Origin of the sequence: Alcaligenes sp. GCM10023179 (assembly GCF_042653705.1) — a bacterium.
Classification (GTDB): Bacteria; Pseudomonadota; Gammaproteobacteria; order Burkholderiales; family Burkholderiaceae_B; genus Alcaligenes; species Alcaligenes phenolicus.
In genome coordinates this window covers 1,885,136-1,911,597 of sequence record NZ_JBHSIQ010000001.1, presented here as the reverse complement: position 1 = coordinate 1,911,597, position 26,462 = coordinate 1,885,136, and the positions used below count along the sequence as shown (strand labels likewise).

The following is a 26,462-nucleotide window of genomic DNA, read 5'->3' as shown; positions in this document are numbered from 1 at the left end:
AGCTGCTCACTATAACCATGCAAGGGAAGACTTAACTACCTTCAGAGCAAAAATAATCCGGAAGAAGAGAGAGGAGTGACAAGCGATAAAAACAGGTGCTTAAGGGAATGGGGCTAAAGTCTATCGATTACTGACTTTACATAATATACATTATGCGATTTTTATAATTATCCAGAACATCGTATTTCAAGGCCCAAAACCTCGTCACCCTCAATGGCTACTTGCCACCGCTCGCATCCAGGAATGTTCCCGTGATAAAGGACGCCTCAGAGCTGGCTAGCCATAAAATTGCACGCGCCACTTCCTCTGCTTGGCCACCACGGCCCATCGGGATGCTGTCCTTTAATCGGTCTACACGGTCTGGCTCGCCGCCACTGGCATGCATCTCGGTATAAATATGCCCAGGCCGAACACAATTAACACGAATCCCTTCTCGGGCGACCTCTTTAGCAAAACCTGTTGTGAAAGTCTCCAAAGCTCCTTTCGAAGCGGCGTAATCCACATATTCGTTTGGACTGCCAAGCTTGGCCGCTATAGAGGAAACATTGATGACAGAACCGCCTTTCCCACCATGGCGATAAGCCATGCGTTTGGCCGCCTGTTGCGCACAAAGCATGGGACCAATCGTGTTGACCGCAAAAGTGTGTTGTATACGCTCGAAGCTGAGATCTTCCAGACGAGACTGCTGAAACAACACGCCTGCGTTATTTACCAAAACATCAATCCGCCCAAACCTTTGGTCAACCTGCTCAAAGAGTTGAGTAATCTGCTCCGGGTCCGCGCAATCCGCCTTGAAAGCAACAGCTTGACGACCTGTCGCCTCTACTTCAGCGACCACTGACAAGGCATCAGATTCACTGGCGACATAGCTAAGAACAACGTTATAGCCCTGCTTCGCCGCCAGACGCGCCGTCGCAGCACCTATCCCTCGACTCCCGCCGGTAATCAATATGACTGGATAATTTGACGCTACACCCATCTGCCTATCTCCAACATACAGTTTGAGAAAACATCATAAGGCTAAAAACCAAGCTCAGGGCTAGCTGTCCATTTTTCCAGACAGCATAAAGGACGAGGTAATCCCGACCTTTATGCTGCAAGATGCCAGGGGCAAAGCCGGTCTAGTCTTCATGAAAGTATTCGAGTTTGTGATTCCAAGCGCCGGATTCAGTACAGGGTTGCCTATCGGCAAATGCCCTTTGAGTTTGAAGGACGGCAAATTGACCAAAGAAATAGCCAGCTTGGCATTGATACGAGCCGTATCCGAGCTTAGCTGCACAAGGTGGCACTTGCGCGCACACGGCATTGTTCGATAGTCCACTGAATTATCAAACGGGCCAATCCCCTACTACGAGCTGCGCTAGCCATATGCACAGACTCAATCTCTCCACTCCACTCCTCCGGGTGCGACAAATCTGGCATATACGTGATCTGCAAAGCATCTGCCACCGCACCATCAAGCTCAACAACCGTCAGATACTGATTGTGGTTACCTCTATCGCCGCAAAGGCTTCCAGAGAGGACTGAGCCAAAGGCAGGCCGATGTTCACCAGCTTCTCGCCCAGATTATCGTCGGCCAGCATGGCTACGATGGCTTGCTCAGCTGCTTGGTCCGATCGCACCAATGCGTGACGTGCTTTCACTACGTTGTCCCATTCCACCAGGTCAGACCTACAGTGGGCCAACGCCATGACTGAAGGGGCAGAAAACAGTTTTCGTACTAATCAAGAAAAATTCAGACAATTTATTCATATAAAAACATCGTAATTACGATATTAATTTAAATTAGGGTGCGAATAATAAAGAAGATAGAAAAGCAGCTATTTTTTTATTTAAATTAAATTGTATTAAAACAATTCAGCTGCTATTCTCTGCTTGCACATAAGTGCAAAACAATGTAGTTAGGCGCAACTTAATTAACAAGCTGAGGACTTAACCATGACTGCTAAAGATATTGCAACTGAAGAAAGCAAGGTTCGGGCTTATGCACAATGGATAGAAATCACCATCTTCGTTGTTAACTCAAACTTCAAAATAGAAGGCGCTTATCTGAAGTGGGGAAAGTTTCATGTCCCTGGAAATAAGGATAAGGAAATAAGTCCTAGCCAAATCAATGGCACCATTATTAAAGACGAAGACTCATACACCATTGCCTCTTGCGGACGTGAAAATGCTTCATCTGGAACGGAAGGAGGCTTTTCTTTATACGATGGTGATAAATTAGTTTTCGATTATTACTGGGATTGCCCCTGGAGTGGTTCCAACAGTGATGAACTCACCGTAAAGGATAAAGAAAACTACACAGTGAGCAAAAAAGGTGGCGGCAGCCCAAGCGGCGCAACAGGCAACATCTTCATTACTGTTGTCAAAAAATCCTAAGGGAGAAAATCATGGGCATAGAAGCTAAATCCATCAACCCATTACTGGGAATCACAGTTGGATCTACTGTTCTTGGGAATGATTTCAAACCTTCAGTTCTGATAAATCCAATTACCAGAATGATTACCCAAAAAGAAATTGAAATGGGTATGAGTGGTAAAAGCCAATATGTCTATACTGACTCCTTGAACGAGGGAACCATTGGCTTTTCAGGAGCCTATGGCCCCTCGGGGATCGCCAAGTTTACGTCAGCAGTTGCGGTATCCGTCAGCAATGCGACTGCTTCGGAGTACAAATCCATAAAAGTCTCCTACAATATTTCCATGATCTCGGGAATCGAATATATAGACTTCGACAACCTGACAGTGGAAGATGTATTAAATTCATTAAGCGCCGGACCTAAAAATCTTTCGTTAAAGGTTTTAGAGAAATTTATTGCTGCCCGTGACTGCACTGGATCGTCTACAGAAAAAGACGAGCTCATGAAAGAATGGGTCAAATCTCTGCAGAACTTCATTTCATCCTACGGGGATGGCCTGGTCGTTGGAGCCATCTGGGGTGGAATGGGCTCTGTTTCTACGGAGATGACGAGCAAAAAATCAGAAGACAGCTGGAAGTATGGAGAAACGGCTGAATTCAGCTATTCAGGGATAGGAAGTTCCGTATCCATAGCGCAAACCTATAATGGCTCTCAAAAAGATCAAAGCTCTGAAGTTGAGGTATCTTGCAAGGCTCTCGCCAGTGGGGGTTGCGTTGAAAGCCAGGTAAATTCCTGGTTTGATGTTGTTGCCAACAAGTCCTTTGCCGAGATTTCAGGAATTAGCCTGCTGGATAAAGCGCCTATGCAAAGTTCAGTAAGCCCTCCTCCAAAAATCCCTGATTTTCTCAAACCAGAAAAAAATGAAGAGGTAACGGAAAAGCTGGATACCATTAAAAAGCTGGGCGATTCTGAAGAGTTCTCGCTCGCGTCCGGATATGAAGAAGCCAAAAAAACGAACCCGAATTTAACGTTTGAAGAATTCAAATCAACAGTTCGGGACAAGAACAATATTGATGGCTTAAACGACCTGGCCTCAAAAGTACAGGAAAACTCATTGGACGTGTTAGCAGAAGGAAGCGTCTCCAGAAGGAAGAAGAACATCTCGCTTCAAGGGGTCAGAGCAAGCAGTTTGGATTCAAGCTCAGACTACGCCGTTCTAGGCGCCTGGATAGCAAACTGGTCAGATATTTTCCCATGGATGTCGATGGGATACATGAACGAAATCAACGATGCTGAAGTGGCCGAGTACATCCTGAAAATTCGTTGCATGATGCAAGATTTGTCCACCTTGAACACTATTTACAATACCTTTAACGCTTGCAATATCAAGCTGGATTTCTGCCATCTTAATTCAGCGTCTCAAGTAGCCGATTCGTTCAAAATTGCACAGGGTGTATTGAGCGACAACGTAGAGAGTGACGATGCGGTGGAAATCGCATTCAACTCCTTAAGCGATGAAGCCAAGAAGATTTATACCGCCTGGAACGAAATTGGTTTCTTGCGTAACGCGGAGCTTGGTCTGGGCCTGCTCATTGGGGACCAGTCAGTAAGCAGTGAAATTATCGACGTTAAGCCGATACCGTATCCCGAGGTGACCTACAAGGCTGCTTATTGCAGCTATGGGAGCAACAATCCGACTGCGTTTAGCTCGTTCATAAAAATGCTCCCATTCATTGATACGAATGGTGATATTTATGCCTTCGGGCCGTCCCTGATGCTATTGCGAAAAGCCTTGCCTGAAAAAATGATTTTCACTAAAGGCGGCGAAATGGCAAGGAAGCTAACGGCTGATAAAGACAAAGGGATTCTGACTAACGACAGTGTCAGGTTGATACCTATTCCATACTCTGCCGCCAAGGGAGTTCAATGGCGGGGGCAAGGCCAGGGCCGGAGTCTTGCGTCAAGCCAATCTCTACAAGATCAATTTGCCGCCTTGGAAAAAGAACTGGGCAATCTCAACATTTGCACCTTAAGCAGCGATTCCTGGTCTAAGGATTGGACTTATACCGTTCCCTACACTCTGAGAAAAATAAGCACTACCTATATCGGAACCGTTGAGAAAATCAACAGTATATTTGGATAACTTGGCCTGAAACTCAGGCAATCCCCTTAACAGTCTCTCCCATGAAAGGCTCTTCAGGCATCAATCATGTCTGGGGAGCTTTTCCATTAATGCGGTGCTTATAGTTCTTGTTCTATGACCGCTCTTGGCCCAGATCCATCCTGAAGAAAGAATCCTACAGCGTCATCTTGAAACCCTTGTGGCTGGCCTTGAAACCCAGTTGCTCATAAAACCGATGTGCATCGATACGAGCCATATCCGAGGTAAGCTGCACAAGGTGGCAATTGCGTGCACGGCATTGTTCGATGGCCCACTGAATCATCAAACGCCCCAAACCCGTACCACGGGCTGCGCTGGCAATACGTACAGACTCAATCTCCCCACGCCACGCGCCCTGGTGCGACAGGCCTGGCATATACGTGATCTGCAAAGTGCCCACAACCGTGCCATCCAGCTCTACAACGGCCAGATACTGATTGGGGTCCGCTTCTATCGCCTCAAAAGCGTCCAGATAGGACTGAGCCAAAGGCAGGCTGGTGTTTTCCCGTTTCTGGCCCAAAATATCGTCGGCCAACATGGCTACGATGGCCTCCAGATCCGCTGCCACAGCACGACGAAAAACAGGTGTCGACGTCACTTCAAACTCCTCAATAAAGCGAAATGGATCTGAAATTATGCCTCCCGGAGCTGACGAAACCGTGACTAGCCCTTCATTCCGATTGCGTATTCTCGGTAATTGCGGGATCGGCCGGAGTCTTTTGCGCTTCCAGCCATGCTAGCCAGGACGCCTGCAGGCGCCAGGCACTGGCTGCACCGGGGGCATAACCCATAATTTCTTCGATCTCAGGCAAGGAAAAACCTCGTTCGATCAAGCCCGCCCCAAAGGTATTGCGCAGACGCTGAGGCGTCATCACCAGATCCATCTGCTTGATGCCCCATTTGCTGACAATGCGAGCCAGCGTGGCCGGATTCATTTGTGCCTGGGGTCGGGCAGCGCTGATCTGACGAGAGCCGGGGAAAACGCGGCTGTCCTTGGCCCAAGCTGAAGCGTCCTCTGCACCACTGAAAATCAGCCAGCTACGCAATATGGTTTCGCACCAGATGGGGGCTACGACCTCGCGCTTGGCCGCTCCAGTCAATTTCAGCAGGATAGTTCCATCGCGCCATTGCGTGGTGTGCTCCTCATCTGCTTCGTCCGACTCCACCGGGTCGGCCCTGCGTTGGGCCACTCCGATAGCTGAAGGGTGCAACTGCCCCAACTCCACCGGCCGCAAGCCTGTGCCCAGCATCACAGCCACAATCGTCATATCTCGATATTCACGCCAACGGGCGGCAATGGTCATATCACTGGCCAACTCCAGGACACGCCGTCGATTTTGCAATGCCTTGATGGTGGCAGAGCATTGATCTACAGAAAGAAATTGGGTGGCCTGGTTGTCAGGGGCCTGGCGCCAGCTTTCCTTGAAGGGGTCGTTGATGGCGGGGCCCAGTGCAGGATTTTCGGAGCGTCCATCCTGGCGACATAGTTCTTCATAAGCACGGGCGATTACTTGTTGATAGCGTTCACGCTGCGGGCGGCGCACTTCGTCCAGATTGCTCAAAAAGTTCCGTATATCCACAGGCTTGATCTGGGTGTACTGCTTTTTATGATCCTGAAGTGCCTGCAAGAAGCGCCGCCACAAGGTGCGATACACCCGCTGCGTGCTGGGTGCCATGGGTGGGCGTTGATGCTGCAACCAGGTATCAAACAAGGCCTCCGCCGAAATGTCGGCGGCCTGCGAGCCTAAAATAGGCAGATCAAACTGCCCTTCTTCTCTTGTAGACCGTTTTTTCATTTCGCACCCATCTTTTCCGTTAATTGCATTTTATTGGGGAATCAGTCTGTATGGCAAGGTCTAACTCGACGCTAAGGGGAAGCGAATAAAGGAGAAACAGGAAGGTTCTTGGAAAGCATATTCGTCTTATGCTAATGCGTACAATGCTACAGCCTGACAACCTTTGCGAGCTACGCCACGATGAAGTACCTGGTCACCACCCCACATCGCTCTGAGTATCCAAATCCCTTAGTCCTGAAAAAAGGTGACTTTCTTATAGTTGGGGAACGGTATCAAGGCCTGGAAGACTGGGATAACTGGATTTACTGCTCTACTCAGGAACACCCTGGAGGATGGGTGCCCGAACAAATTATCGAGCGCCTGCCCGATGCTGGGACCGGTCGCGCCCTGCAAGACTACAGCGCGCTGGAAATGAATGTGGATGAAGGCGATCGGGTTCAAGGAGAGAAAATCCTGAATGGCTGGTGCTGGTGCCAGCGCCCCCAGGATGGCGCCCTGGGCTGGGTGCCTATCAGCCACCTCTCTCCCCTGCTTGCTGAAACCTGATTGCTGGCAGCGAGACTGGCAGCAACAGCAGCACCAGGGCAACGCTTGGCATCAATACAAGTGACAACGGCCGCATCGTTACGGCTACTTGCCAAGCACAGTTCGCTGCTTGCGTCCCAAGCTCTCAATCATGCAAAGCTGCACTATTGAACCGGGCTATCTGTACAGATTCTGATGAACCCAGCCCTTATTGGTCAGAATCATTCGTGCCTGCCCCTCGACTTCCTGGGCCGTCAACGCGCGCAGATCCTCGTAGGTATCCTGAACCGCGCTATCTTTGATCCAGCCCGCCGCATCGGCCAGATGATAGACATAACTCACCTGACTGACGGTAAACCCGCCTGCGCTGGCCGGTTCGGTAAAGTAGTTGATACGGTCCAGAACCAGGCGGCCCGTACAAAATGCATCATGCTCGCCCTGCGACTGTTCGGAGCTGGAACGACGCAAATAGGTGTCTGCATTGGCATCCAGCTCGTAGCGCGGTGCCTCTTCCTTTCCTACCTGACGCAACAAACCTACCTTGGCCAAGGCAGCCAGACGAGCTCGATCTTCCACAATCAAGGGGGAATCGTGCTCGGCCTGATAGGGATACACACGTCCAGGCACTCCTACACACAAGCCGTCTCGCGTATCCAGATAGCTCTGGATTGCCGTGCTGAAATTTTCCTCATTGGCCTTTTTCGAGTCCTGGCATCCTGCCAACAAACCGGCTACCACGACGACCAACGCTGTTTTCCACATAGAGACTTCCTTGCTTGCGAGCTGAAAAAAGGAGTTTAGCCCGCCCCCACCCCACCCTGAAAGCCTTGTCACACGCTGCAAGAAAATAGTCATCTTGCAAGAGATGCACGACCAATACCCCCCAATATTGCATTACTGCATTGCAAAATCTGGTCTTTTACGATGCTTACAAACAGGTTAAAGTTTCTTGGCTTCGTAAATGAAAGGCATTATCAATGAGCATCACCCCTGTTCCAGTGGATCGCCAACGCTACACCCGAATCGCACGCATCTTGCATTGGCTGATGGCACTGGCCCTGACCGCCCTGGTGACCGTGGGCTACACCATGAAAACCTTGCCCCTGTCCCCTCTGAAACTGCAAGTCTATTCCTGGCACAAATGGGCCGGTATTTCCCTGCTGGTACTGGTGATCCTGCGCCTGCTCTGGCGTTTGTTCAACCGCCCCCCTGCTCTACCCCATGGCATGTCTGCTTTCAGCCGGGCTCTGGCCCACTGTGGTCATGCCGCTTTATACCTGCTGATGATTGGTATTCCCCTGACAGGCTGGCTGATGAGTTCTGCCAAAGGCTTTCAGACGGTGTGGTTTGGCGTGATCCCCCTGCCCGATCTGGTTTCCAAAGATAAACCTTTGGGCGAGCTGCTGGTCCAAGTCCACATCTTTTTGAATTACGCCCTGATTGCCATGGTCAGCCTGCATGTTCTGGCGGCCTTGAAGCATCAGTTCATAGACCGTGACGGCTTGCTTGGCCGCATCACCTTTACTTTAGGCAAAGCCAAATCATGAAAAAATCTGTCTTCGTGTCCCTGCTGATCGGCTCTCTGGGCCTGAGCACCAGTCTGGCCGTCAATGCCAAGAACTACCAGGCTCTGGACACCCAAAATAGCGAAATCGGCTTTCAGTATTCCCAGATGGGTGTGAAGCTGGATGGTCAGTTCCGTAAATTTGAAGGCGAACTGAACTTCAACCCCGACGCCCTGGATCAGTCCAAGGTGGTCTTGAAGGTCGCCCTGGATAGCGTTGATACCGGCTCAGAAGAAGCCGATGATGAATTGCAAGACGTGCGCTGGTTCGATATTGACGCGCATCCCCAGGCCGTTTTCAGCTCCAGGAGTTTCCGCGCTGTCAGCGACCAGCAATATGAAGTGCAAGGCACGCTGCAGATCAAAGGCCGTGAGCAACCCGTCACTGTCATGGCGACCATGGCTCCCGAAGGCGACAAAGCCACTTTTAGCGGTGCCTTTGAAATCAAGCGTGGCGATTTTTCCATCGGTGAAGGCTCCTGGTCCAGCTACGACATCGTGGCCAACGAGATCACCGTCAACTTCAAGATTGATGCCAAGTAAGCAGACGCATCAGCGCCCCCTCCCTCTCCCTGCATAACAAGGATTACACCCTCATGATCAAGCCAGTGATTGCCCTGTCCGCCAGTTTTCTATTTGCTTTTGCCGCTCAGGCAGCGCCGGTGACCTATCAGGTTGAACCCAGCCACACCTTCGTGCACTTCAGCTACAAGCACTTGGGCCTGAGCACGCAAAGCCAGCGCTTTGACAAGGCACAAGGCACCGTTACCCTGGACCAGGAAGCCAAGACCGGCAGCATCGACATGAAAGTCGACACCCGTTCCGTCAGCACCGGCTTTCCCCTGTTCAACGAACACATCCAGGGCAAGGATCACTTCGACACCGAGCAGTTCCCCGAAGCAACTTTTGTGTCCAAGGACATTCAGTTCGACGGTGACAAGCCTGTGTCCGCCAAGGGCGATCTGACCATCAAGGGCATTACCAAGCCCGTGACCATGACCATTGAGTCCTTCCTGACCATGCCCAAGCACCCCATGATGAACAAACCCGCCCTGGGCGCGGACGGCAAGATCGAGATCAAGCGCAGTGAATTTGGCATGGCCGCCAACGTGCCTTACGTCGGTGATGAAGTCACTATCCGTATTGCGCTGGAAGCCATTGCCCAGTAATAGCGAAGCACTCGCTACTCAGGAAGTCTGTTTAAAGGATTTCCTGAACCACTTCCAGGGGACGCGCCAGACGCGTCCCTTTTTCTGTCACCACGATAGGACGGTTCAACAAAATGGGATGGGCTTCAATGGCGGCCAGCAAGTCTTCGTCGCTCAGATCGGGGTTGCCCAGGTTCAGCTCGCTGTAAACAGCCTCTTTGCTGCGCATGGCCTCGCGTACCGTCAAGCCCGTTGCCGCAATCAGAGTTTTGAGTTCGCTGCGCGACAAGGGTGTTTTCAGGTACTCAATGATCTCAGGTTCCAGACCTTTTTCACGCATCATGGCCAGGGCATTACGCGAAGTGCTGCAGCGCGGATTATGATAGATTTTGCTCATGACAGTCTTTGACTTCCTATAAACCGTATTCAGGCGAACAATAGTAGCCCAGCGCCGCCGGATACGTCATCTGGGTAGCTTGCTGCAGACAGGCCAGCGTCTTCACTTAGCCAGGAGAACACATGATCGACCTGTATTACTGGACCACTCCCAACGGACATAAAGTCACGATGTTTCTGGAAGAGTCCGGTCTGCCTTACACCATCCACCCCATCAATATTGGCCAAGGCGATCAATTCAAACCTGAATTCCTGCGTATCGCCCCCAATAATCGCATTCCCGCCATTGTGGACCAGGCTCCGCAAGACGGTGGCGAACCTATCTCCCTGTTCGAGTCCGGCGCCATTCTGCAATATCTGGCAGAAAAAACCGGCCAGTTCCTGTCGACCGATTTGCGAGTACGTACCGAAACCTTACAGTGGCTGTACTGGCAAATGGGTGGCCTGGGCCCCATGGCAGGCCAGAATCACCACTTCAATGTCTATGCACCCGTCAAAATCGAGTACGCGATCGACCGCTATGTGCGTGAGACTGGCCGTCTCTACGGCGTGCTGAACAAACATCTGGAGCAGCGCGACTTTATTGCTGGGGACTACTCCATTGCCGATATGGCCAGCTACCCCTGGATTGTCTCCCACCAGCGCCAAAGCCAGAATCTGGACGACTTCCCGCATCTGAAGCGTTGGTTTGAGCGTATTGGCGCGCGTCCCGCAACTGAGCGTGCCTATGCCTTGGTCGAACAGATCAACCCCGGCTCGCCCGTCCATGACGACAAGGCCCGTCAAATCCTCTTTGGCCAAGATTCCAAAACCATCCGATAGGACTACGATCCCATGACCTTACAGCGCCCCTATCAGCTGCTGCTTATTGGCCTGACAGCCATGGCTCTGTCTGCGTGTTCCAGCACGCCCAGCAATATCTCCCTGATTCCAACGCAAACCCAGGATCAGACTGAAAAAGATGGCGTTTTTACCCAGCCCTTGGACTACAAGCATGTCAAGCCAGGCTGTACCGGTGAATGCCCGCGCCTGGAAGTGAAATCTCTGATTTTCCCCGGCAATGCCGAGCTGACCAAGCTGGTCGATGAAAGCCTGGCTCATATGACGGTTATCTCTGAGCGCCATCCTGGTTATCGCGGTTTGAAGGAATTCGAGAACTACTACTGGGCCACCGCCAATAATCGTGACGAAGTGCATTTATCCGCCCGTACGCGCTACCGGAACCGGGATCTGACGGTCGTAGAGCTAAGCTCGGGCATCTACATGACAGGTGCGGCTCACGGCATTACAGCAACCCAGTTCATCAACTGGGACAATCGCCTGAAGACCGCTTTGCCTCTGGACCGCATTATTGCCCCCGGCAAGATCAAGCCTTTCCAGGAACTGGTACGCCAGGCGCACAACAACTGGGTTTCCAGCCTGAGTGAGGCACGTGAAGACCGAGCCGGTTGGGACAGAATGTGGCCCTTCCAGCCCGCCCAGAACATTGCTCTGACCGATCAGGGCTTGCTGGTGAAGTACAACCCGTACGAGGTCGCCCCGTATTCCTTCGGTCAGCCAGAGCTACTGCTGCCCTACTCGGAACTGCGTGGCATTCTGCGTCCTGACTACCTGCCCGCCAATTAGGCGTTTGGGTCACCGTAAATAGACAGGCAGCCTATATCAGGCTGCCTGTTAATAAAAACAGTATTTTTTTGTACGCTACTCAAAGCCCGGAACCTTTAGCCATACATACTGGAGCCGCGCCCGCCCTTAGCGTCCGATCATCCCCTCTTCCAAGCTCCCCTACCACCATGTCTGATAACTTGTTCCGCTTTCACGACCTATTTGCTCAACTGGGTCTGCCCAACACCCCCGAGGCGATTGCCAGCTTTCTGGAAAAACACCGCCCTTTGCCTAATGACGTGCTGCTGGCTGACGCTCCCTTCTGGAACGAGTCTCAAGCCGAGTTCATTCGGGAAAAACGACTCCAGGATTCCCCGGAATGGATCCAGATCATTGACCAGTTAAGCGAGGCCCTGCGTCAAACGACCGGCGTGGTGAATCTGTCCGGCCCTTGCCGCGTTCTGGCTTTATCAGGCAGCCTGCGCCAAAGCTCCTTCAACACCGCTTTGGCACACGCCGCTCAAGCCCTGGCCCCCCAAGGCATGGCGATTGAAGTCGCCACCCTACACGGCATCCCCCTGTATGACGGCGATCTCGAAAGCAAGGACGGCATTCCAGAAGCCGTACTGGCCTTGAAAGAAAAGATCCTGAACGCCGATGCTCTCTTGCTGGTTACCCCGGAATACAACAATGGCGTACCCGGTGTGTTCAAGAACGGGATCGACTGGCTCTCTCGCACAGACATGAAAGCCATCTTCTCGGGCCGTATCACCGGGCTGATTGGCGCTTCCATGGGGGGCTTTGGCACGATCTCCTCCCAGGCAGCCTGGTTACCTACGCTGAAAATGCTGGGTGTGTCCCTGTACAGCGGCGGCTCGTTGCTGGTGTCTCGTGCGCAGAATTCCTTTGATGCGGAAGGCAAACTGCAAGATGAGAATATCCAGAGAATGCTCAGCAACTACCTGCAAGGTTTCCAGACCTTTGTGCATGCCTCCCATATGGCCAAGGCGCAAGAAAAGGGCAATTAAGCGGCAATAGATAAAAAGGGTTTTGGTTTCCTGCCTGTAGAAATACTGAGTCACCACAGCTGCGAACGCAGTGCAGGACGTCAGTATCACTACAACCATTCCCGATTATTGCCGTAACAAAAAAGGAGCCCTCAAGGCTCCTTTTTACATCCTGCCCCCAGACTTAAGGCTGTACAGGCTTGTCGAAACGATCCAGGTCAAAATAGCGACTGGTACTGCTGGACGAAGCCGGTTTCGAACTGGAGCTGTCTTCTGCAGGAGCTGGCTCGGGCTCTACCGTCACCGTTTGCACCCGATTCAGATCAGGCTGCTCTACCCGCTCTGGCACACCATAAGTCTGTACCGCTCCACCGGAGTGAGTCCCCGCTGCGGCTGGTGCAGCGGCCGCTTTACGAGCGACAGCTTGATCCAGATAACTGGCCAATTGTTCATGATTGGCTGAACGCGCCCAGTCTGCCGGACTCAAACCTTGGGCATTTTGCATACTCGGATCCGCTCCGGCAGCCAATAGCACATCCACCACCGCCCGTTTGCCCGACAAAGCCGCCATCATCAAGGGGCTGGTTCCGTCTGGTGCAGGTGCATTCACAATCGCTTTCTGAGACAGCAGATAGCGCACCGTCTCTTCATGTCCTTTGGAAGCGGCATAGTGCAAAGGTGACCAGCCCACCCGATTCACCTGCCCCCCTCGTGCTTGCAGATCACGCAAACGAGCGGTCTCCCCCATCAGGGCCAGATACATCATGGGAGTTTCGCGGGCCTCGTTCTCGATGTTCACATTGGTTTGTCGGTTAGCCAGCAAAGTGTCCACCACTTTCCAGGACTTGTTGCGGATCGCCAGCATCAAGGAAGGATTGCCCTTGGAATCGACTGCGTTGGGGTTCGCCCCCTTGATGAACTCCTGCTCGATGATGTTGGGTCGGTCATTTTCCAGCGCCAAATACCAATTTCGGCTTTCAAGCTCCGGTTCCTGCGCCGACACAGGGGCTGACAGCAGAAAGGCCAAAGGAAGCACCACAGAAAGGATGGTTTTATTGGGTATTTTTCTTTTAAAAATCATGCTGTTAAATCCTTTTCATAAAGTGCTTTATCAGGTTATGAAAGTACAGATAGATGCCGCTTCAGAAATTGCTTCTCTCTATCCAAGCAGGAAGCATTTAACTATAAACAGGTTTAAGAATAATCAATAAACCTTTGATTACTAACAAAAATTGAATATTTTAAGTGAATCCCAACCAAGCCCGAAAGACGGAGAAAATACCATAAAATTCTATTTTTACGCTTAAAATCAAATAGTTAAATCATCTTCTTAAAGTTTTAAATCAACTTTAAACCGCCCTTGTGCAAGATCCTGAATATTGGCTCAAACAGTCACAAAAGCCTTACCAGAACCTCTAAACGAGATTAACTTAAAGCTGTACCTTACTGAATAATTTGATGAAATTCTCTGCGCTAGCCTCTTCCACTTCCTTTACCGATATCCCACGAAGCTCCGCAATCTTCTCAGCCACATGAATGACCAGAGAAGGATTATTGGTTTTGCCTCGATACGGCACAGGAGCCAAAAACGGCGAGTCCGTTTCGATCAACAAACGATCCAGCGGCACGCGTTGCGCCACATCCTGCAGCTGGGTAGCGTTCTTGAAGGTCACAATCCCGGAGAAGGAAATGTAGAAATTCAGATCCAAGGCCGCTTGTGCCACTTCCCAGGTTTCAGTGAAACAGTGCATCACGCCCCCGGCAATCTGCGCCTGCTCTTCACGCATGATGGCAATGGTGTCCTCACTGGCCGAGCGAGTATGGATGATCAAAGGCAGGCCCGACTCGCGACTGGCACGGATGTGGGTGCGGAAACGCTCACGCTGCCAATCCAGGGGCTCTTGCAAACGGTAATAGTCCAGACCCGTTTCGCCAATAGCCACCACTTTGGGATCTTGAGCATGTTTGATCAGCTCCTGGACGGTAGGCTCGGTGACTTTCTCATAATCCGGATGCACGCCAACCGAGGCAAACAAATGGCCGTGGGGACGCACCAGCTCCATCAAACCGGGCCAGTCGTCCATATCCACGCTGACCACCAGCGCACAGCCCACCTGGTTCTGGCGCATCTTGTCCAGGATGTCGTCCAGATTTTCAGCAAGTTCAGGGAAATTAAGATGGCAATGCGAATCAACAAACATGATTAGACGGTACTTTTTTAAACACGACGACATGCCTGGTGCAAACGGTCCAGGGCATGATGAATAAACAATTTAGCATTGAGCGGATGATTCCCCAGCCGCTTTTGCTGCACCAGCCACTTCAGAGCTTCCGTCACCGCTGTGGTGTTGGATTGGGCTGCCAAGGCATCAATGCGCTTTTGCAGGGAAGGATAGTAACGCGCCGGTTGGGCAAAACCACCCAGCTGAATATCGACAAACAAGCGTTGCCAATGGTCAATCCACTCTTGAGCAGGCAGTTTTTCCAGCGTATCGGCCAAGGACAAATCCGCCTCACGGCCTGCTTTCAATACCCCATCCATCCAGACGCTTAACCAATCGGGGCACGGCGCATTCATATCCTGGCTGGCGCTTAACGCTTTTAGTGGGGCACCACCCCAGGCAGCCAACCAGTCCGAGGCTTGATCCACCCCTTGTTGCTCCAGCCATTGCACCGATTGCTGAGCATCCGGTGCGGGCAAAGGCAAACGGCGGCAACGCGATACCAGTGTAGGCAACAGCCGATCTGGCGCATCGGCTACCAGCAGAAAAACCGTGCGGTCCGCAGGTTCTTCCAGCACCTTCAGCAAGGCATTGGCCGATACCAGATTCAGAGCCTGAGCCGGATAGAGCACCGCCACTCGCCACCCGCCTCTATGAGTGGCCGTATTGAACCAGTGCTGCAACTGCCGTAATTGCTCCACCCGGATTTCCCGGGAAGGATTTTTGCGGGCAGCCGACTCTTTGGCCAAGTCCCCTTCCTGGGTGTCTGGCCCCTGCTCTTCCAGCGCAACCGCATCCGGGCGCAGCAGGCGCAAGTCCGGGTGATTTCCCCCCCGCACCCACTGACAGGCCTGACAGTGGCCACAAGCCAGACCCTGCACCGGCTGGTCGCACAATAAACTGGCGGCGGCCGCGCGGGCGAATTGCGTCTTGCCGATGCCCGGCAGACCGTGGATCAGCCAGGCATGGGCAAAACGCTCCTGATTGCCCAGCCAATTTTTGGCGGTCGCGATTTGCCAAGGTAGAAAAGTCAAACTATCAGACACCGTATTGCCTCAAGGTTGCACATCAAAAGGCCTGATTCACGCAGGAAAGACCAGGCAATCGCCCCCGCTTGAACAGCTCAGCGCACATTGTAATATGAACCGGTAAAATGCCTGCTCCACTACCAAGGATGATGAAGTGAGCTTATTGATCGGGCTGGCCGCCAAAGCGCGTTCAGGCAAAGATACCGTCGCCAATCTACTACTGGCACAAAACCCTTTATTGGCCGCCTATGCCTTGGCCGACCCCGTGAAAATGGGCTGTGAAGTGCTGTTTGGTCTAAGTCCGGCTCAAGCCTGGACAGACGACAGCCTGAAAGAAGTGCCTATTGCCCTGTGGCAGCGCTCCCCCAGACAGTGTTTCCAGCTACTGGGAACAGACTGGATGCGCCAGCGCGATCCCGATCATTGGCTACGCCGCGCCCAACATGTGCTGGAGTTTGGACCGGGCTCCCCCCTTGCCAGGAGCATTCAGGACTACTCGGTCTGGGCGCTGGCTCTGGCCGCGATTTACGGCATGGTGCCTGAGCACCTGGATGATGAGCGGGCGGATCATGTGGATGCCTTTTGGGGTTTGAGTCCGCGTCAGGCGGCCGAACATCTACGCAATCAGGTTCTGGCCGAATACCCGGATTACGAGCAGCGTCGCCAAACCTTGCCCCTGTTCCTGCCCAGCCACCAGCTTCCTGATATGAGTCAGGCCCGTTGTCTGCTGATTAAAGACATTCGTTACGAAAACGAGGCCAATTTCATCCGTGAACATGGTGGAGAGATCTGGCATATCGAACGCCCTGGCAATCCAGTGATCAGCCAGCACTCTTCCGAATGGGGTGTAGAACGCGCCCCCCAGGACTATCTGATTCGCAATGACGCAGGCTTGGAAGAACTGGCCAGCAAGGTCCATGATTTGTGGACGGGCTTCACGCAACGGCACGGCTTGAAGCTTTGACTCCCTGGCCTTGGATAGCGCTCAGCCATACAAGTGTCACCAAACCGCCCCCAAAAACCATTCAGGCCCCGTTAGGGCCTGAATGGTTTAGCGTTTCAGAATATATTTGGCGACGGCCCGGTTATGTGCAGCCAGATTCGTCGAGAACTCGCTGGTTCCATCGCCACGCGATACAAAATAATAGAAATTATGCTTTTCGGGATGCAAAGTCGCCATCAAGGAAGCCTTGCCAGGACTGGCTATCGGCGTGGGAGGCAATCCATTGCGCGTGTACGTGTTCCAAGGGGTATCCGTCGTCAAATCGCGCTTGCGAATACGGCCGTCATAGGCTGAACCCATGCCATAAATAACCGTTGGGTCTGTCTGCAATGGCATGCCTACGCGCAAACGGTTCATGAACACCCCGGCTACACGCGCTCGATCCTGACTGTGGCCCGTCTCACGCTCCACGATGGAAGCCATGATCAAGGCTTCATACGGGGTCTTCAAGGGCAAATCTGCATCCCGATCCGCCCATAGCTGCTCCAGCAGTTCCTGCTGAGCCTGAAACCCGCGCCGCAGGATATCCACATCTGCCGTACCCGGTACAAAAACGTAGGTATCGGGATAGAACAGACCTTCAGGATGTACAGCGTCCAAGCCAAAACGCTGCAGCAAGTCTGCATCACTGATATCACTCAAGGTTTGGCGAACCTGGGGATTGCTCGCCAACGTCTCGCGAATGCGTTGATAGGTCCAGCCTTCAGGAATGGTCAGGCGGGTTTGCAGCATATTGCCGCTGGACATGCGCTCCATCACCATCCATGGCGTATCACCACGCACGGCCTCGTAGGCCCCCGCTTGCAAGGAGGTATCCAGGCCAGAGAGACGCGCCATCCAGACAAACGCATCTTCCTGAATATCAATCCCGGCCTGCTGCATGCTGCGTGCAATCGCACGGGGGCCTGAGCCTGCAGGCACCACATAGTCGATGCGTTCAGCACTCATCGTCACGGGCTGCTTCTTGGCCCAATACCAGGCGCCACCCGCTATCACACAGGCGACGACCACCAGAAGGCCCAACAGGGCAGAGAAGATCTTGACAGTTTTTTTCATGCGAGCGCTATTGTAATCAGAATAAGGCGGCATATTCCTGAATATGTGTCACAGTCAAACACAGAAACCGGGACAGGCCCGCGCTACCGGATTGCGCTATCCAGCTCATGCCCTGATCCCAGCGGGGATATGCCCCTGAAACCGGCCTCACACACGGTATCATTGATGTTTAAATTTATTTTTTTCGCTCAGCCATGACCGGAATGCCAGCCCCCTCCTCTTTCGCCCTGCCTGATTTGTGCGTCCTCCAGTTTCAGGGAGCCGATGCCGTGTCCTTTCTCCATGCTCAAGTCAGCAATGATTTGGAGCATCTGGCAGCCGACCGCGCCTGCATCGCGGCCTATTGCACCGCCAAAGGTCGCAGTTTGGCGACCATGGTCTTGTGGCGCGAACAGGACGAGACCGTCTATGCCCTGGTGCGCCGTGACCTGAGCGAGGCCCTGATCAAGCGCCTGCGCATGTTCGTGCTACGCAGCAAAGTGACGATCAGTCTGGCCGAGTTGCAGGTTTACGGTGTGGCAGATCAATCCGCTGCCCAAGCGGTCTGGAATTTGCAGCGCGATGGTGACGACACCTTAATCCAAGCCCCCGGCGAGCTGGACGGCTTGAATCGCTACTGGCGGATTTCTCCCCAGCAGGACACGAACGCTCAGGCTTCTGAGGGCCGTTGGGAAACGGCGGATATTTTGGCGGGCTTGCCCTGGATCAGCGCCGACACGCAGGATCTGTTCATTCCCCAGACTCTGAACTTGGACCTGATCGACGGCATCAACTTCAAGAAAGGCTGCTATCCCGGCCAGGAAGTGGTGGCGCGCAGCCACTATCGAGGCACGATCAAGCGCCGCATGATGGCCGCCCGCAGCGCCATTCTGGACACGGCACCACAGGTGCAAGAAGCCGCCGATGTGCTCCTGGTCTCGCAAGGCGCAGAGCCGGTTGCGGCTGCGCGCATTATCAACCGCGCCTGGCAAGCCGAGCAGCAGCGTCTGTATGTCTTGATGGAAGTGGTACTGGCGGACCTGGAACAAGGCCAGTTTCAACTGGAGCAAGGACAGGCGCTGGAATTGCAGCCCCTGCCCTATGCTCTGCCAGAACTTAGCTCTTCTGACGGTACAAATTAAGAATGCTGGAGAAATCCAGCCCGGCATTCTGACCCTGTGCGGCATGCAAGGCGAACAGGTTACGGGCCAGTTCGCCTAAGGGTGTCGCACTGTTTTGGCTCACGGCTGCATCGGCCGCCAAACCCAGATCTTTCAGCATCAAACCTGTTGCAAACCCACCCTGATAATCACGCGAAGCCGGTACATCCGGCATCACGCCAGGCCAGGGGTTGTACAGCTCGGTCGCCCAGTTACGGCCAGAGCTGCGCGCCATGATGGACGATAGCACTGCCGGGTCCAGACCGTGAGCAACGCCCAGAGCCAGGGCCTCGGCGGTACCCGCCATCAAAATCCCCAAGAGCATATTGTTGCAAATCTTGGCAACCTGGCCCGCACCGGCTTTACCAGCATGAAAAATGTTCTTGCCCATGGCTTCCAGGTAAGGACGCGCCTTTTCCAGCGCTGGATCCTCGCCCCCGACCATAAAGGTCAAGGTGCCGGCCATTGCGCCACCAGTACCACCGGAAACAGGCGCATCCAGCATCAACAGACCCAGCTTGGCCGCCTTGGCCGCCAGATCCTGGCTGGTTTGAGCATCAATCGTGCTGCAATCGACCAGCACTGTGCCGGGGGCCACGGCCTGCAACAAGCCGTTCTCGCCCTCGTAAACCTGACGAACGTGGCGGCCAGCAGGCAGCATGGTAAAGACCATCTGCGCGTCTTTGGCGACCTGCACCGCCGACTCGCCCACTTGCGCCCCCGCTGCCTGCAGCTCCTTCATGGCTTCTGCATTCAGGTCAAAGACCTTCAGGCTATGGCCGGCTTTGAGCAGATTCAGCGCCATGGGTTTGCCCATATGGCCCAGCCCGATAAATGCAATTGTGTTACTCATTTTGTCTCCTCGTCATTATGAAAACGGCGCCGTCAGGCGCCGCAGCGGTCTGCCTGGATCACAGGTCAGCCAAGGGATGAGTCGTTTCTGCAGGCCAGGCGGGAACAAAAAAACGTTCCACCCAGCGGGCATCAGCCTGTTCCAGCGAGGCCGGATTCCAACGTGGCTGTTTGTCTTTATCAATCAGCAGTGCGCGTATGCCTTCCTGGAAGTCACCCTGTACGCCACATTGCAGCGACACAATGTATTCCAGGCGGAAGACATCAGCCAAAGACAGGTGGTGTACACGCTCCAGCAGTTCAAAGGACAAACGAGCCGAACCTGGAGCACCTTTGGCGAAGGTCTGTGCGGCACGGGACAGCCAGGGGTCGGCACTGTCCTGCCACTGCTGCAGAGCCTGTGTAATGCGTTCAAACTCACGACTGGCGCAGACATCACGCAGCATGGCGTAGTTTTGCTCCAGCGGGCCGGTATCGGGGCGAGCGCCCTCTGCCAGACTACGCAGGACCTGATGCACGCTGCTATCACGAGCGTCACGTTCATCAGACCAGTTCGTGGCTTGCAAGGCCTTGAGCAAGGCATCGAAATGCACCCGTGGCAAGTAGGCATCGGCCAAGCCCAGGAACAAGCAATCCGAGGCGTTGATTTGCGCGCCGCTCAGCGCCAGGAAATGGCCGATACCCGCAGGCAGATGTGACAGCATCCAGGTGCCACCCACATCGGGGAACAGGCCAATGGAGATTTCGGGCATGGCAAAACGCGTGGTATCGGTCACCACACGATGGCTGGCGCCGTTGAACAAGCCCACGCCCCCACCCATTACAATCCCGTCACCCCAGCACAGGATAGGTTTTGGGAAGGTGTGGATCAGATAATCCAGGCGGTATTCCACATCGAAGAATTCGCGGGCGTACTCGTTATCCCAGGCCGAACCACCCTGGTTCTTTTGCATGGAGGCATACAGCGAATGCAGATCGCCCCCGGCACACAGGGCCTTTTCGCCGGCGCCATGCAACACGATAATGGCAATACTGGAATCCTGCGCCCATTCCTGAAACTGCTTGAACAGCAGCTGGCACATCTCCAAATTAAGCCCATTCAGGGCTTGCGGGCGGTTCAGCGTAGCAACACCAATCGCCTTTCCGTTCTGGCCGGGCAGGCGATCAAACAAAACAGAATCCGTCATCGAATATCAGCTCCAAGATCTATGATTTGTCGTGCAATGATGACACGCATGATCTCGTTTGTGCCTTCCAGAATCTGGTGCACCCGAGTATCGCGCACCAATCGCTCAACAGGATAATCCTTCAGGTAACCATAACCGCCAAAGAGCTGTTGTGCATCCACGCAGGCCTGAAAACCCAGATCCGTGGCCATACGCTTTGCCATGGCGCAGTAGGTGCTGGCCTGACTGCTACCGGCGTCCAGGTGCGAAGCGGCCAGGCGCACCATTTGGCGGGCGGCAACCACGCTGGTCAGAATGTCGGACAACTTGAATTGCAGAGCCTGGAACTGGTCCAGATGCTTGCCGAACTGGCGGCGCTCCTGCATATATTGACGGGCAGCATCATAAGCACCCTGGGCGGCTCCTACCGAGCAGCAGGCAATATTGATGCGCCCACCGTCCAGGCCCTTCATGGCCAGTTTGAAGCCCTCGCCCTCCTGGCCCAGCATGGCCGAGGCAGGAACGCGTACGCGCTCAAAGGTAATGCCCCGTGTGGACTGGCTATTCCAGCCCATCTTCAACTCTTTACGGCCGTAAGTGATACCGGCGGCATCGGCAGGTACGGCAAAAGCGGAAATCCCCTTTGCGCCATCCCCTCCGGTACGAGCCATAACCACCAACAAGTCCGTGTCCCCGGCACCGGAAATAAAGGCTTTGCTGCCGCTGATCAGGTAGTCGTCGCCATCACGCTCGGCACGTGTCCGCAGCGAGGCGGCATCCGAGCCTGCGCCCGGTTCGGTCAAACAGTAAGAGCCTAGTTTCTGGCCGCTGCTCAGCAGCTCGCCCCATTGGGATTTGACTTCGTCCGTACCCCAGGTGCCGACCATCCAGGTAACCATATTGTGGATAGTCAGAAACGCGGTGGTTGAGGGATCAACTGCCGCCATTTCTTCGAACACCAGGCTGGACTCCAGACGCCCCAGGCCCAGGCCGCCGATGGATTCCGGGGCATACAAGCCGCAAAAACCCAACTCGCCGGCTTTACGGAACGCCTCGATCGGGAAAATCTGTTCCTCATCCCAACGTGCCGCATGCGGTGCCAGTTCCCCTTGTGCAAACTCGCGAGCCGCTTGCGCAAAAGCGTTCTGATCGTCTGTCAGTATCATGTCTGTCTCCTTATTTTTACCCACCATAATGTGAGCCGCCCCCTTTAGTTGTCGTGCTGATGACAATCAGCCGTTTCATAGGGGGCAGTGCAAGGCAGGAGGCGACAGTCTAGCTGAAAGTAGCAGCCTGATGATCAGGCGCAGACGAACTAGGCGCGGGCGGGTTTGCGGCGGGGTCTGGCGGCAGCGCGGGCGGCCAGCTTGTGCGCATAACGGCGACGGCGGGAATCCATGGGGTCAAAGACCAGCTCGCGATAGACTTCTACCCGGTCCTGATCCTGCAAGAGTTGGTCCAGCTGGCAGCGCTGGCCGTAGACACCGACGTGCAGCCCGTCCAGGCCCTGTTCATCGTCCAGCGTCGGCAAGCCGCATTCACGCAGGCCTTCGGCAATGCCAGCTTTTAACAGGGCATCACGTACACAACTGCCCGCAGGCAAACGCAGGGCGGCTTTCCAGACCTGCGCCTGGGTAGCGACAATCACGCTGACGGATAATTCAGTCACCGTAGACCTCTTGGGCGCGGCGGGTGAAGGAATCGATAAAGCTGTTGGCAACGCGGTTAAAGATGGGACCGACCACCATTTCCAGCGCGCGGCTGGAGAACTCGTACTCCATGGTGAAGACGATCTTGCAACCGTCTTCGCCCAAAGGAGTAAACTGCCAATCCCCCGTCAAGGCCGAGAATGGCCCTTTGACCAGGCGCAAGACAATACGATTGGGATAATCGTGTTCGTTACGTGTGGTGAAGGTTTGACGAATACCCGCAATGCTGATGGTAACCGAGGCTTCCATCCCCTTTTCGTCGCGCTGGTTGACACTGGCGCCACCACACCACGGCATGAATTCAGGGTATTTTTCCACCTCTGCAACCAGGTCAAACATCTGTTCGCAGCTATAAGGAAGGAGGACGGAGCGTTTTACTGTATGCATCAGGTCTGGTTAATAGATAGAATGTTCTGATTTTACAATCTATGGTTGGCAATTAATTCATGAGTATTGTTGATAATCGCAAGGCTACCCACGAATATTTTATCGAAGAGCGCTTTGAGGCCGGTCTGGTCTTGGAGGGTTGGGAGGTCAAGGCGATCCGAGCTGGGCATGTTCAGCTCAAAGAAAGCTATGTCATCGTACGCGAGGGCGAGCTGTTTATTTTAGGGATGCACGTCAGCGCTTTGCCGACAGCGTCCACTCATATCCGGCCCGATGCCACTCGTACACGTAAACTGCTGCTCAAAGCCGAAGAAATCAGCAAGCTGATCGGCAAGGTTGAACAACGTGGTTACGCCCTGGTTCCCCTGAACCTCCACTACAAGAAAGGTCGTATCAAGCTGGACTTCGGTCTGGGACGCGGTAAAAAACTGCACGATAAACGTGATGTTTCCCGCGACAAAGACTGGAAGCGCGAACAAGAACGCTTGATGAAACACGACACCCGCCGTAAGACGAATGAATAAAACGGGCTAAAAAGCCCGTTTTGTTCCAAATCTCAATGTAATTTAACACGAGGGGCGGCCCGTTTGCTGAGCAAGCGGCCCAAAGCCAAGGTTGCCGTTCGCGCAACCCCTAAAATCGCCATGTGGTGCATCAGGTGCAGACTCATGTACATGATGCGAGCCAGCAAACCTTCCACAAACCAGCTCTTGCCGGACAAGACCCCCATCAGGCTCCCTACCCCACGGCTGTGGCCCACGGAAACCAGCGAGCCGTAATCCTTATAGACAAAGGGTGCTTCATCCACAGGCTTGCCCTGGATGCGAGCGGCCAGACGTTTGCGCAAGTAACTGGCTTGCTGGTGCGCGACCTGGGCACGTGCAGGCAGGAACTGACCTTCCTTGTCCCAGGGCACTTGTGCGCAGTCGCCCAAGGCCCAGATATAAGGGTCGGGCGTGGACAGACAGGAATCCAGCACCAGCTGATTGATGCGGTTGACGGGCAAACCCAACTGCCCCAAAAAGGCAGGGGCTTCAATCCCCGCCGCCCAAACGCACAAATCGTTGGGATATTGGCCGCCGTTCGCGTCCTCGATATGATCCGCCGCCAGACGGCTGACCCGCACCGAGGTCCGTACCGCTACGCCACGCTGCTCTAGCAGACTTTGAGCGGTAGCGGACAGCTTGGGCGGCAGAGCAGACAGAATGCGATCGGCGCCTTCCAGCAAGGTAATGCGCACTTCGCGGTCCGAACTGCTGCCCGGAATGCTGTAAATGCTTAAATCGGCACGGGCTTCCAGCAACTCGGCAGCCAGTTCCACCCCCGTTGCCCCGCCCCCGACAATATTGATGTACAGCGGTGCCCCCGGTTCACGCTGCGCGCGGCGTGTCACACTGATCAGTTCATTGAGCAATTTCAAACGGAAACGCTCTGCCTGATGGGTCGAGTCCAAGGCCAGTGCGTGTTCATGGGTACCAGGCGTATTGAAAAAATTGGATTTGCTGCCCACGGCCATCACCAGGGTGCCATAGGACAGGCTGCGTTCCGGAAAGACTTCTTCATGATCGGGCCCCAGGACAGGAGCCAGCGTAATGCTGCGCTGCTCGCGATCTATACCGGTCATTTCACCTTGAATAAAAGTGAAACCACAGTCTCGTGCCAGCATGAAATATGACAGCCCTTCGCGGTGAATATCCAAGGTGCCGGCGGCCACCTCGTGCAAGGACGGTTTCCAGATATGGTCACTGTCTTTGTCGACCAGAAAGATATGCTGACGCCCGAACTGACGTCCTAATTTGGCAGCCAGCTCCAGGCCACCTGCCCCGCCCCCCACGATCACCACTTGATACGACTGCGTAGTAGACATCCAGAACTCCTTGGGACTTGTCTTGAGCAAAGAGAGTATCAGAACCGCCACCTTATACTTTAAATCAAAACAGATAAGGACTATAGCGATCTGTAGACGCCGCCAGGCGCGCCCAGAAGCGCCCGCCTGTGCTACCACCCGAATATGTGGCTCTTTTGCGCTTTAATAGGCCTTAGATCAAAGACCGGCGCAAACAAATAGGTCCAGCAGCAGTGCATGTCGTAAAATCAAGGGGTTTGGTCTTGCTTCCCCTTAACGATCGAAATAGAGCAGCAGCACAGCAGCTATTGATACGGTATGATGCTGACTTTGTCCTATTCACTTATTTTTTGCCTGCCATTATGCACGACGATGTTCCCCGAAAATCCCAACGCGCGACTCGAAAAGGGCGCGAACGCCGCGACAAAATCCTGGAAGTGGCTTCCGAGGTTTTTCGCGAGAATGGTTTTGAGGCCACATCCATGTCCCAAATCGCTGCATTGGCAGGCGGCTCCAAGGGCACACTCTACAACTACTTCCCCTCCAAAGAAGACCTCTTGCTGGCTGTCCTGCTGACAGGCGCCCAGGAATTTACCGAACAGGTCTTGACCAAGCTGGACTGCGAAGGCGATATTCGCGAAGAACTGAAGCGCTTTTTGCTGCCCATGCTGCGCAATCTTTACTCCAAGCAAACCGCCCAATTGTTGCGTATCGTCGTCTCTGTAGGTGGCCACAGCGATATCGGCAAGCGTTTCATGGAGATGCTGGATGACCAGATCTGGGACGGCGTAAAGTGCTTTTTTGCCCGCCACATCGAACGCGGCACCTTGCGCAAGCTGGACCCGGCATTGATGGTGGAACACTTCCGCTGCCTGAGCGAAGGCGAAATTATTCTCCTGCTAATGGGTGCTATGGAACCCTGGAGCGAAGAACACATTCAAAGCGAAACCGAACATATTCTGGATATGTTCTTGCACGTTTATCAAAACGACACAGCAAACTAAGGCTGTATCAATCGGCGGCAAGCGCTGATTGCCATCTTCCTACGGTTCCCGGCTTTTATGCTCTACAGCTGACAGCGAACCCTTCAAGACAATCTGAATCCATGCCGCCCGATCCAGGGCGGTGACGACGATTCCCTTTTCCCCATCACTACCTTTCACCAGCTCCCTGCCCCTGATCGGTGCCGATCGTCAGGATTGAACCTGTGCTTCTCCCTGCCCTACACCACGAGCACTCGGCGATACCTGTACAAGCTCGCACACCGACTCCAGCCTGCCAATACGGCAACATAGTCGCACTATCAGGCTAAAAGAACCACAAAACGAAATCGCCTGAGCACGGGCAAGAGCCAGAACAGAAGCGCAGGCAAAAGATGCGCCCGAAAACGACAACACCCCGACATGGAAGCTCCATGTCGGGGTGTTGAGTTTTGACTGGCTTGACCAGCGTACTGCCAGAGACGTTTCCCTGGCAGTGGCTTAGGTCTTGGT

Annotated in this window: 30 protein-coding genes; 13 read left to right on the top strand and 17 right to left on the bottom strand. The window is 53.7% G+C overall.

The window, feature by feature from the left end; genetic code table 11:
- Positions 1-217: 217 nt before the first annotated feature.
- From ACFPDR_RS08650 to ACFPDR_RS08640, 3 genes are all read right to left on the bottom strand, one after another.
- Positions 218-979, bottom strand: coding sequence for a glucose 1-dehydrogenase (locus ACFPDR_RS08650; RefSeq protein ID WP_035271677.1), 762 nt, complete (start codon positions 977-979; stop codon positions 218-220).
- Between the two features lie 290 nt (positions 980-1,269).
- Positions 1,270-1,449: a hypothetical protein gene (locus tag ACFPDR_RS08645; protein ID WP_240688292.1), complete on the bottom strand. Its 180-nt coding sequence runs from the start codon at positions 1,447-1,449 to the stop codon at positions 1,270-1,272.
- A gap of 23 nt (positions 1,450-1,472) precedes the next feature.
- On the bottom strand, positions 1,473-1,643 hold the full coding sequence (locus ACFPDR_RS08640; RefSeq protein ID WP_321290717.1) for a hypothetical protein: 171 nt from the start codon (positions 1,641-1,643) through the stop codon (positions 1,473-1,475).
- Between the two features lie 295 nt (positions 1,644-1,938).
- On the opposite strand from ACFPDR_RS08640, the gene ACFPDR_RS08635 reads away from it, so the two are divergent.
- Together ACFPDR_RS08635 and ACFPDR_RS08630 are read left to right on the top strand one after the other, a co-directional pair.
- A complete protein-coding gene (locus ACFPDR_RS08635; protein WP_302356823.1) occupies positions 1,939-2,379 on the top strand; it encodes an aegerolysin family protein in 441 nt (146 codons plus the stop codon).
- A gap of 11 nt (positions 2,380-2,390) precedes the next feature.
- On the top strand, positions 2,391-4,502 hold the full coding sequence (locus ACFPDR_RS08630; protein WP_376910993.1) for a hypothetical protein: 2,112 nt from the start codon (positions 2,391-2,393) through the stop codon (positions 4,500-4,502).
- Between the two features lie 154 nt (positions 4,503-4,656).
- On the opposite strand, the gene ACFPDR_RS08625 is transcribed toward ACFPDR_RS08630, so the two are convergent.
- Positions 4,657-5,118: a GNAT family N-acetyltransferase gene (locus ACFPDR_RS08625; RefSeq protein ID WP_251196550.1), complete on the bottom strand. Its 462-nt coding sequence runs from the start codon at positions 5,116-5,118 to the stop codon at positions 4,657-4,659.
- 73 nt (positions 5,119-5,191) lie between these two features.
- Complete coding sequence (locus ACFPDR_RS08620; protein WP_115633717.1) at positions 5,192-6,316, bottom strand: site-specific integrase; 1,125 nt, start codon at positions 6,314-6,316, stop codon at positions 5,192-5,194.
- A 180-nt stretch (positions 6,317-6,496) separates the two neighbouring features.
- Here ACFPDR_RS08620 and ACFPDR_RS08615 point away from each other — a divergent pair, with 180 nt between their 5' ends.
- A complete protein-coding gene (locus ACFPDR_RS08615; RefSeq protein WP_376910992.1) occupies positions 6,497-6,862 on the top strand; it encodes an SH3 domain-containing protein in 366 nt (121 codons plus the stop codon).
- Positions 6,863-7,018: 156 nt separating this feature from the next.
- Here ACFPDR_RS08615 and ACFPDR_RS08610 read toward each other — a convergent pair whose 3' ends face one another.
- Entirely contained in the window at positions 7,019-7,603 is a 585-nt protein-coding gene (locus ACFPDR_RS08610; RefSeq protein ID WP_035271683.1) for a hypothetical protein, read from the bottom strand.
- Positions 7,604-7,818: 215 nt separating this feature from the next.
- Between ACFPDR_RS08610 and ACFPDR_RS08605 the strand changes: the two genes are divergently transcribed.
- From ACFPDR_RS08605 to ACFPDR_RS08595, 3 genes are read left to right on the top strand one after another with little or no spacing between them, the layout of a single operon-like run.
- Positions 7,819-8,388 (top strand): cytochrome b, encoded by a 570-nt coding sequence (locus tag ACFPDR_RS08605; protein WP_376910990.1) that lies wholly within the window; start codon positions 7,819-7,821, stop codon positions 8,386-8,388.
- Positions 8,385-8,948 (top strand): YceI family protein, encoded by a 564-nt coding sequence (locus ACFPDR_RS08600; RefSeq protein ID WP_203144570.1) that lies wholly within the window; start codon positions 8,385-8,387, stop codon positions 8,946-8,948. Before ACFPDR_RS08605 ends, ACFPDR_RS08600 begins: the two co-directional genes overlap by 4 nt.
- 53 nt (positions 8,949-9,001) lie before the next feature.
- Positions 9,002-9,574, top strand: coding sequence for a YceI family protein (locus ACFPDR_RS08595; protein WP_009454094.1), 573 nt, complete (start codon positions 9,002-9,004; stop codon positions 9,572-9,574).
- Positions 9,575-9,605: 31 nt separating this feature from the next.
- Here the strand turns inward: ACFPDR_RS08595 and arsC are convergent, their stop codons facing one another.
- Positions 9,606-9,950 carry an arsenate reductase (glutaredoxin) gene (arsC, locus tag ACFPDR_RS08590; protein ID WP_115633723.1) on the bottom strand — a complete coding sequence of 115 codons (345 nt, stop codon included), beginning with the start codon at positions 9,948-9,950 and terminating at the stop codon, positions 9,606-9,608.
- 122 nt (positions 9,951-10,072) lie between these two features.
- On the opposite strand from arsC, the gene ACFPDR_RS08585 reads away from it, so the two are divergent.
- The 3 genes from ACFPDR_RS08585 to ACFPDR_RS08575 all read left to right on the top strand — a co-directional run bounded on the left by ACFPDR_RS08585 (position 10,073) and on the right by ACFPDR_RS08575 (position 12,582).
- The gene (locus ACFPDR_RS08585; RefSeq protein WP_266107759.1) at positions 10,073-10,771 is read left to right on the top strand and encodes a glutathione S-transferase N-terminal domain-containing protein; all 699 of its coding nucleotides are present in this window, start codon (positions 10,073-10,075) and stop codon (positions 10,769-10,771) included.
- Between the two features lie 12 nt (positions 10,772-10,783).
- Positions 10,784-11,575, top strand: a complete 792-nt coding sequence (locus ACFPDR_RS08580) for an RsiV family protein (protein WP_035271694.1) — start codon at positions 10,784-10,786, stop codon at positions 11,573-11,575.
- Between the two features lie 167 nt (positions 11,576-11,742).
- Entirely contained in the window at positions 11,743-12,582 is an 840-nt protein-coding gene (locus ACFPDR_RS08575) for a DUF2789 family protein (RefSeq protein ID WP_336974367.1), read from the top strand.
- A 163-nt stretch (positions 12,583-12,745) separates the two neighbouring features.
- Here ACFPDR_RS08575 and ACFPDR_RS08570 read toward each other — a convergent pair whose 3' ends face one another.
- The 3 genes from ACFPDR_RS08570 to holB all read right to left on the bottom strand — a co-directional run bounded on the left by ACFPDR_RS08570 (position 12,746) and on the right by holB (position 15,829).
- Positions 12,746-13,642 carry an ankyrin repeat domain-containing protein gene (locus ACFPDR_RS08570; RefSeq protein WP_239054276.1) on the bottom strand — a complete coding sequence of 299 codons (897 nt, stop codon included), beginning with the start codon at positions 13,640-13,642 and terminating at the stop codon, positions 12,746-12,748.
- Between the two features lie 349 nt (positions 13,643-13,991).
- A complete protein-coding gene (locus ACFPDR_RS08565; RefSeq protein ID WP_376910989.1) occupies positions 13,992-14,762 on the bottom strand; it encodes a TatD family hydrolase in 771 nt (256 codons plus the stop codon).
- Positions 14,763-14,779: 17 nt separating this feature from the next.
- The gene (holB, locus tag ACFPDR_RS08560; protein WP_060185098.1) at positions 14,780-15,829 is read right to left on the bottom strand and encodes a DNA polymerase III subunit delta'; all 1,050 of its coding nucleotides are present in this window, start codon (positions 15,827-15,829) and stop codon (positions 14,780-14,782) included.
- Positions 15,830-15,965: 136 nt separating this feature from the next.
- On the opposite strand from holB, the gene ACFPDR_RS08555 reads away from it, so the two are divergent.
- Positions 15,966-16,775 carry a deoxynucleotide monophosphate kinase gene (locus ACFPDR_RS08555; protein ID WP_035271701.1) on the top strand — a complete coding sequence of 270 codons (810 nt, stop codon included), beginning with the start codon at positions 15,966-15,968 and terminating at the stop codon, positions 16,773-16,775.
- A gap of 87 nt (positions 16,776-16,862) precedes the next feature.
- On the opposite strand, the gene mltG is transcribed toward ACFPDR_RS08555, so the two are convergent.
- On the bottom strand, positions 16,863-17,870 hold the full coding sequence (gene mltG / locus ACFPDR_RS08550; protein ID WP_060185099.1) for an endolytic transglycosylase MltG: 1,008 nt from the start codon (positions 17,868-17,870) through the stop codon (positions 16,863-16,865).
- Positions 17,871-18,139: 269 nt separating this feature from the next.
- Here mltG and ACFPDR_RS08545 point away from each other — a divergent pair, with 269 nt between their 5' ends.
- A complete protein-coding gene (locus tag ACFPDR_RS08545) occupies positions 18,140-18,991 on the top strand; it encodes a YgfZ/GcvT domain-containing protein (RefSeq protein ID WP_230940537.1) in 852 nt (283 codons plus the stop codon).
- On the opposite strand, the gene mmsB is transcribed toward ACFPDR_RS08545, so the two are convergent.
- From mmsB to ACFPDR_RS08520, 5 genes are all read right to left on the bottom strand, one after another.
- Positions 18,966-19,862, bottom strand: a complete 897-nt coding sequence (mmsB, locus tag ACFPDR_RS08540) for a 3-hydroxyisobutyrate dehydrogenase (RefSeq protein WP_060185101.1) — start codon at positions 19,860-19,862, stop codon at positions 18,966-18,968. The genes ACFPDR_RS08545 and mmsB overlap by 26 nt on opposite strands.
- A 58-nt stretch (positions 19,863-19,920) precedes the next feature.
- Positions 19,921-21,048, bottom strand: a complete 1,128-nt coding sequence (locus tag ACFPDR_RS08535) for an enoyl-CoA hydratase/isomerase family protein (RefSeq protein WP_376910988.1) — start codon at positions 21,046-21,048, stop codon at positions 19,921-19,923.
- Positions 21,045-22,193, bottom strand: coding sequence for an acyl-CoA dehydrogenase family protein (locus tag ACFPDR_RS08530; RefSeq protein WP_021446562.1), 1,149 nt, complete (start codon positions 22,191-22,193; stop codon positions 21,045-21,047). Before ACFPDR_RS08530 ends, ACFPDR_RS08535 begins: the two co-directional genes overlap by 4 nt.
- 149 nt (positions 22,194-22,342) lie before the next feature.
- The gene (locus tag ACFPDR_RS08525; protein ID WP_060185103.1) at positions 22,343-22,696 is read right to left on the bottom strand and encodes an RnfH family protein; all 354 of its coding nucleotides are present in this window, start codon (positions 22,694-22,696) and stop codon (positions 22,343-22,345) included.
- Complete coding sequence (locus ACFPDR_RS08520) at positions 22,689-23,123, bottom strand: type II toxin-antitoxin system RatA family toxin (RefSeq protein WP_009454121.1); 435 nt, start codon at positions 23,121-23,123, stop codon at positions 22,689-22,691. The genes ACFPDR_RS08525 and ACFPDR_RS08520 overlap by 8 nt, the downstream gene beginning before the upstream one ends.
- Before the next feature lie 59 nt (positions 23,124-23,182).
- Here ACFPDR_RS08520 and smpB point away from each other — a divergent pair, with 59 nt between their 5' ends.
- Positions 23,183-23,647 (top strand): SsrA-binding protein SmpB, encoded by a 465-nt coding sequence (gene smpB, locus ACFPDR_RS08515; RefSeq protein WP_003799781.1) that lies wholly within the window; start codon positions 23,183-23,185, stop codon positions 23,645-23,647.
- Between the two features lie 32 nt (positions 23,648-23,679).
- Here smpB and ACFPDR_RS08510 read toward each other — a convergent pair whose 3' ends face one another.
- On the bottom strand, positions 23,680-24,990 hold the full coding sequence (locus ACFPDR_RS08510; protein WP_009454122.1) for an NAD(P)/FAD-dependent oxidoreductase: 1,311 nt from the start codon (positions 24,988-24,990) through the stop codon (positions 23,680-23,682).
- 341 nt (positions 24,991-25,331) lie between these two features.
- Here ACFPDR_RS08510 and ACFPDR_RS08505 point away from each other — a divergent pair, with 341 nt between their 5' ends.
- Entirely contained in the window at positions 25,332-25,973 is a 642-nt protein-coding gene (locus ACFPDR_RS08505) for a TetR/AcrR family transcriptional regulator (RefSeq protein WP_226349376.1), read from the top strand.
- Positions 25,974-26,462: the final 489 nt, after the last annotated feature.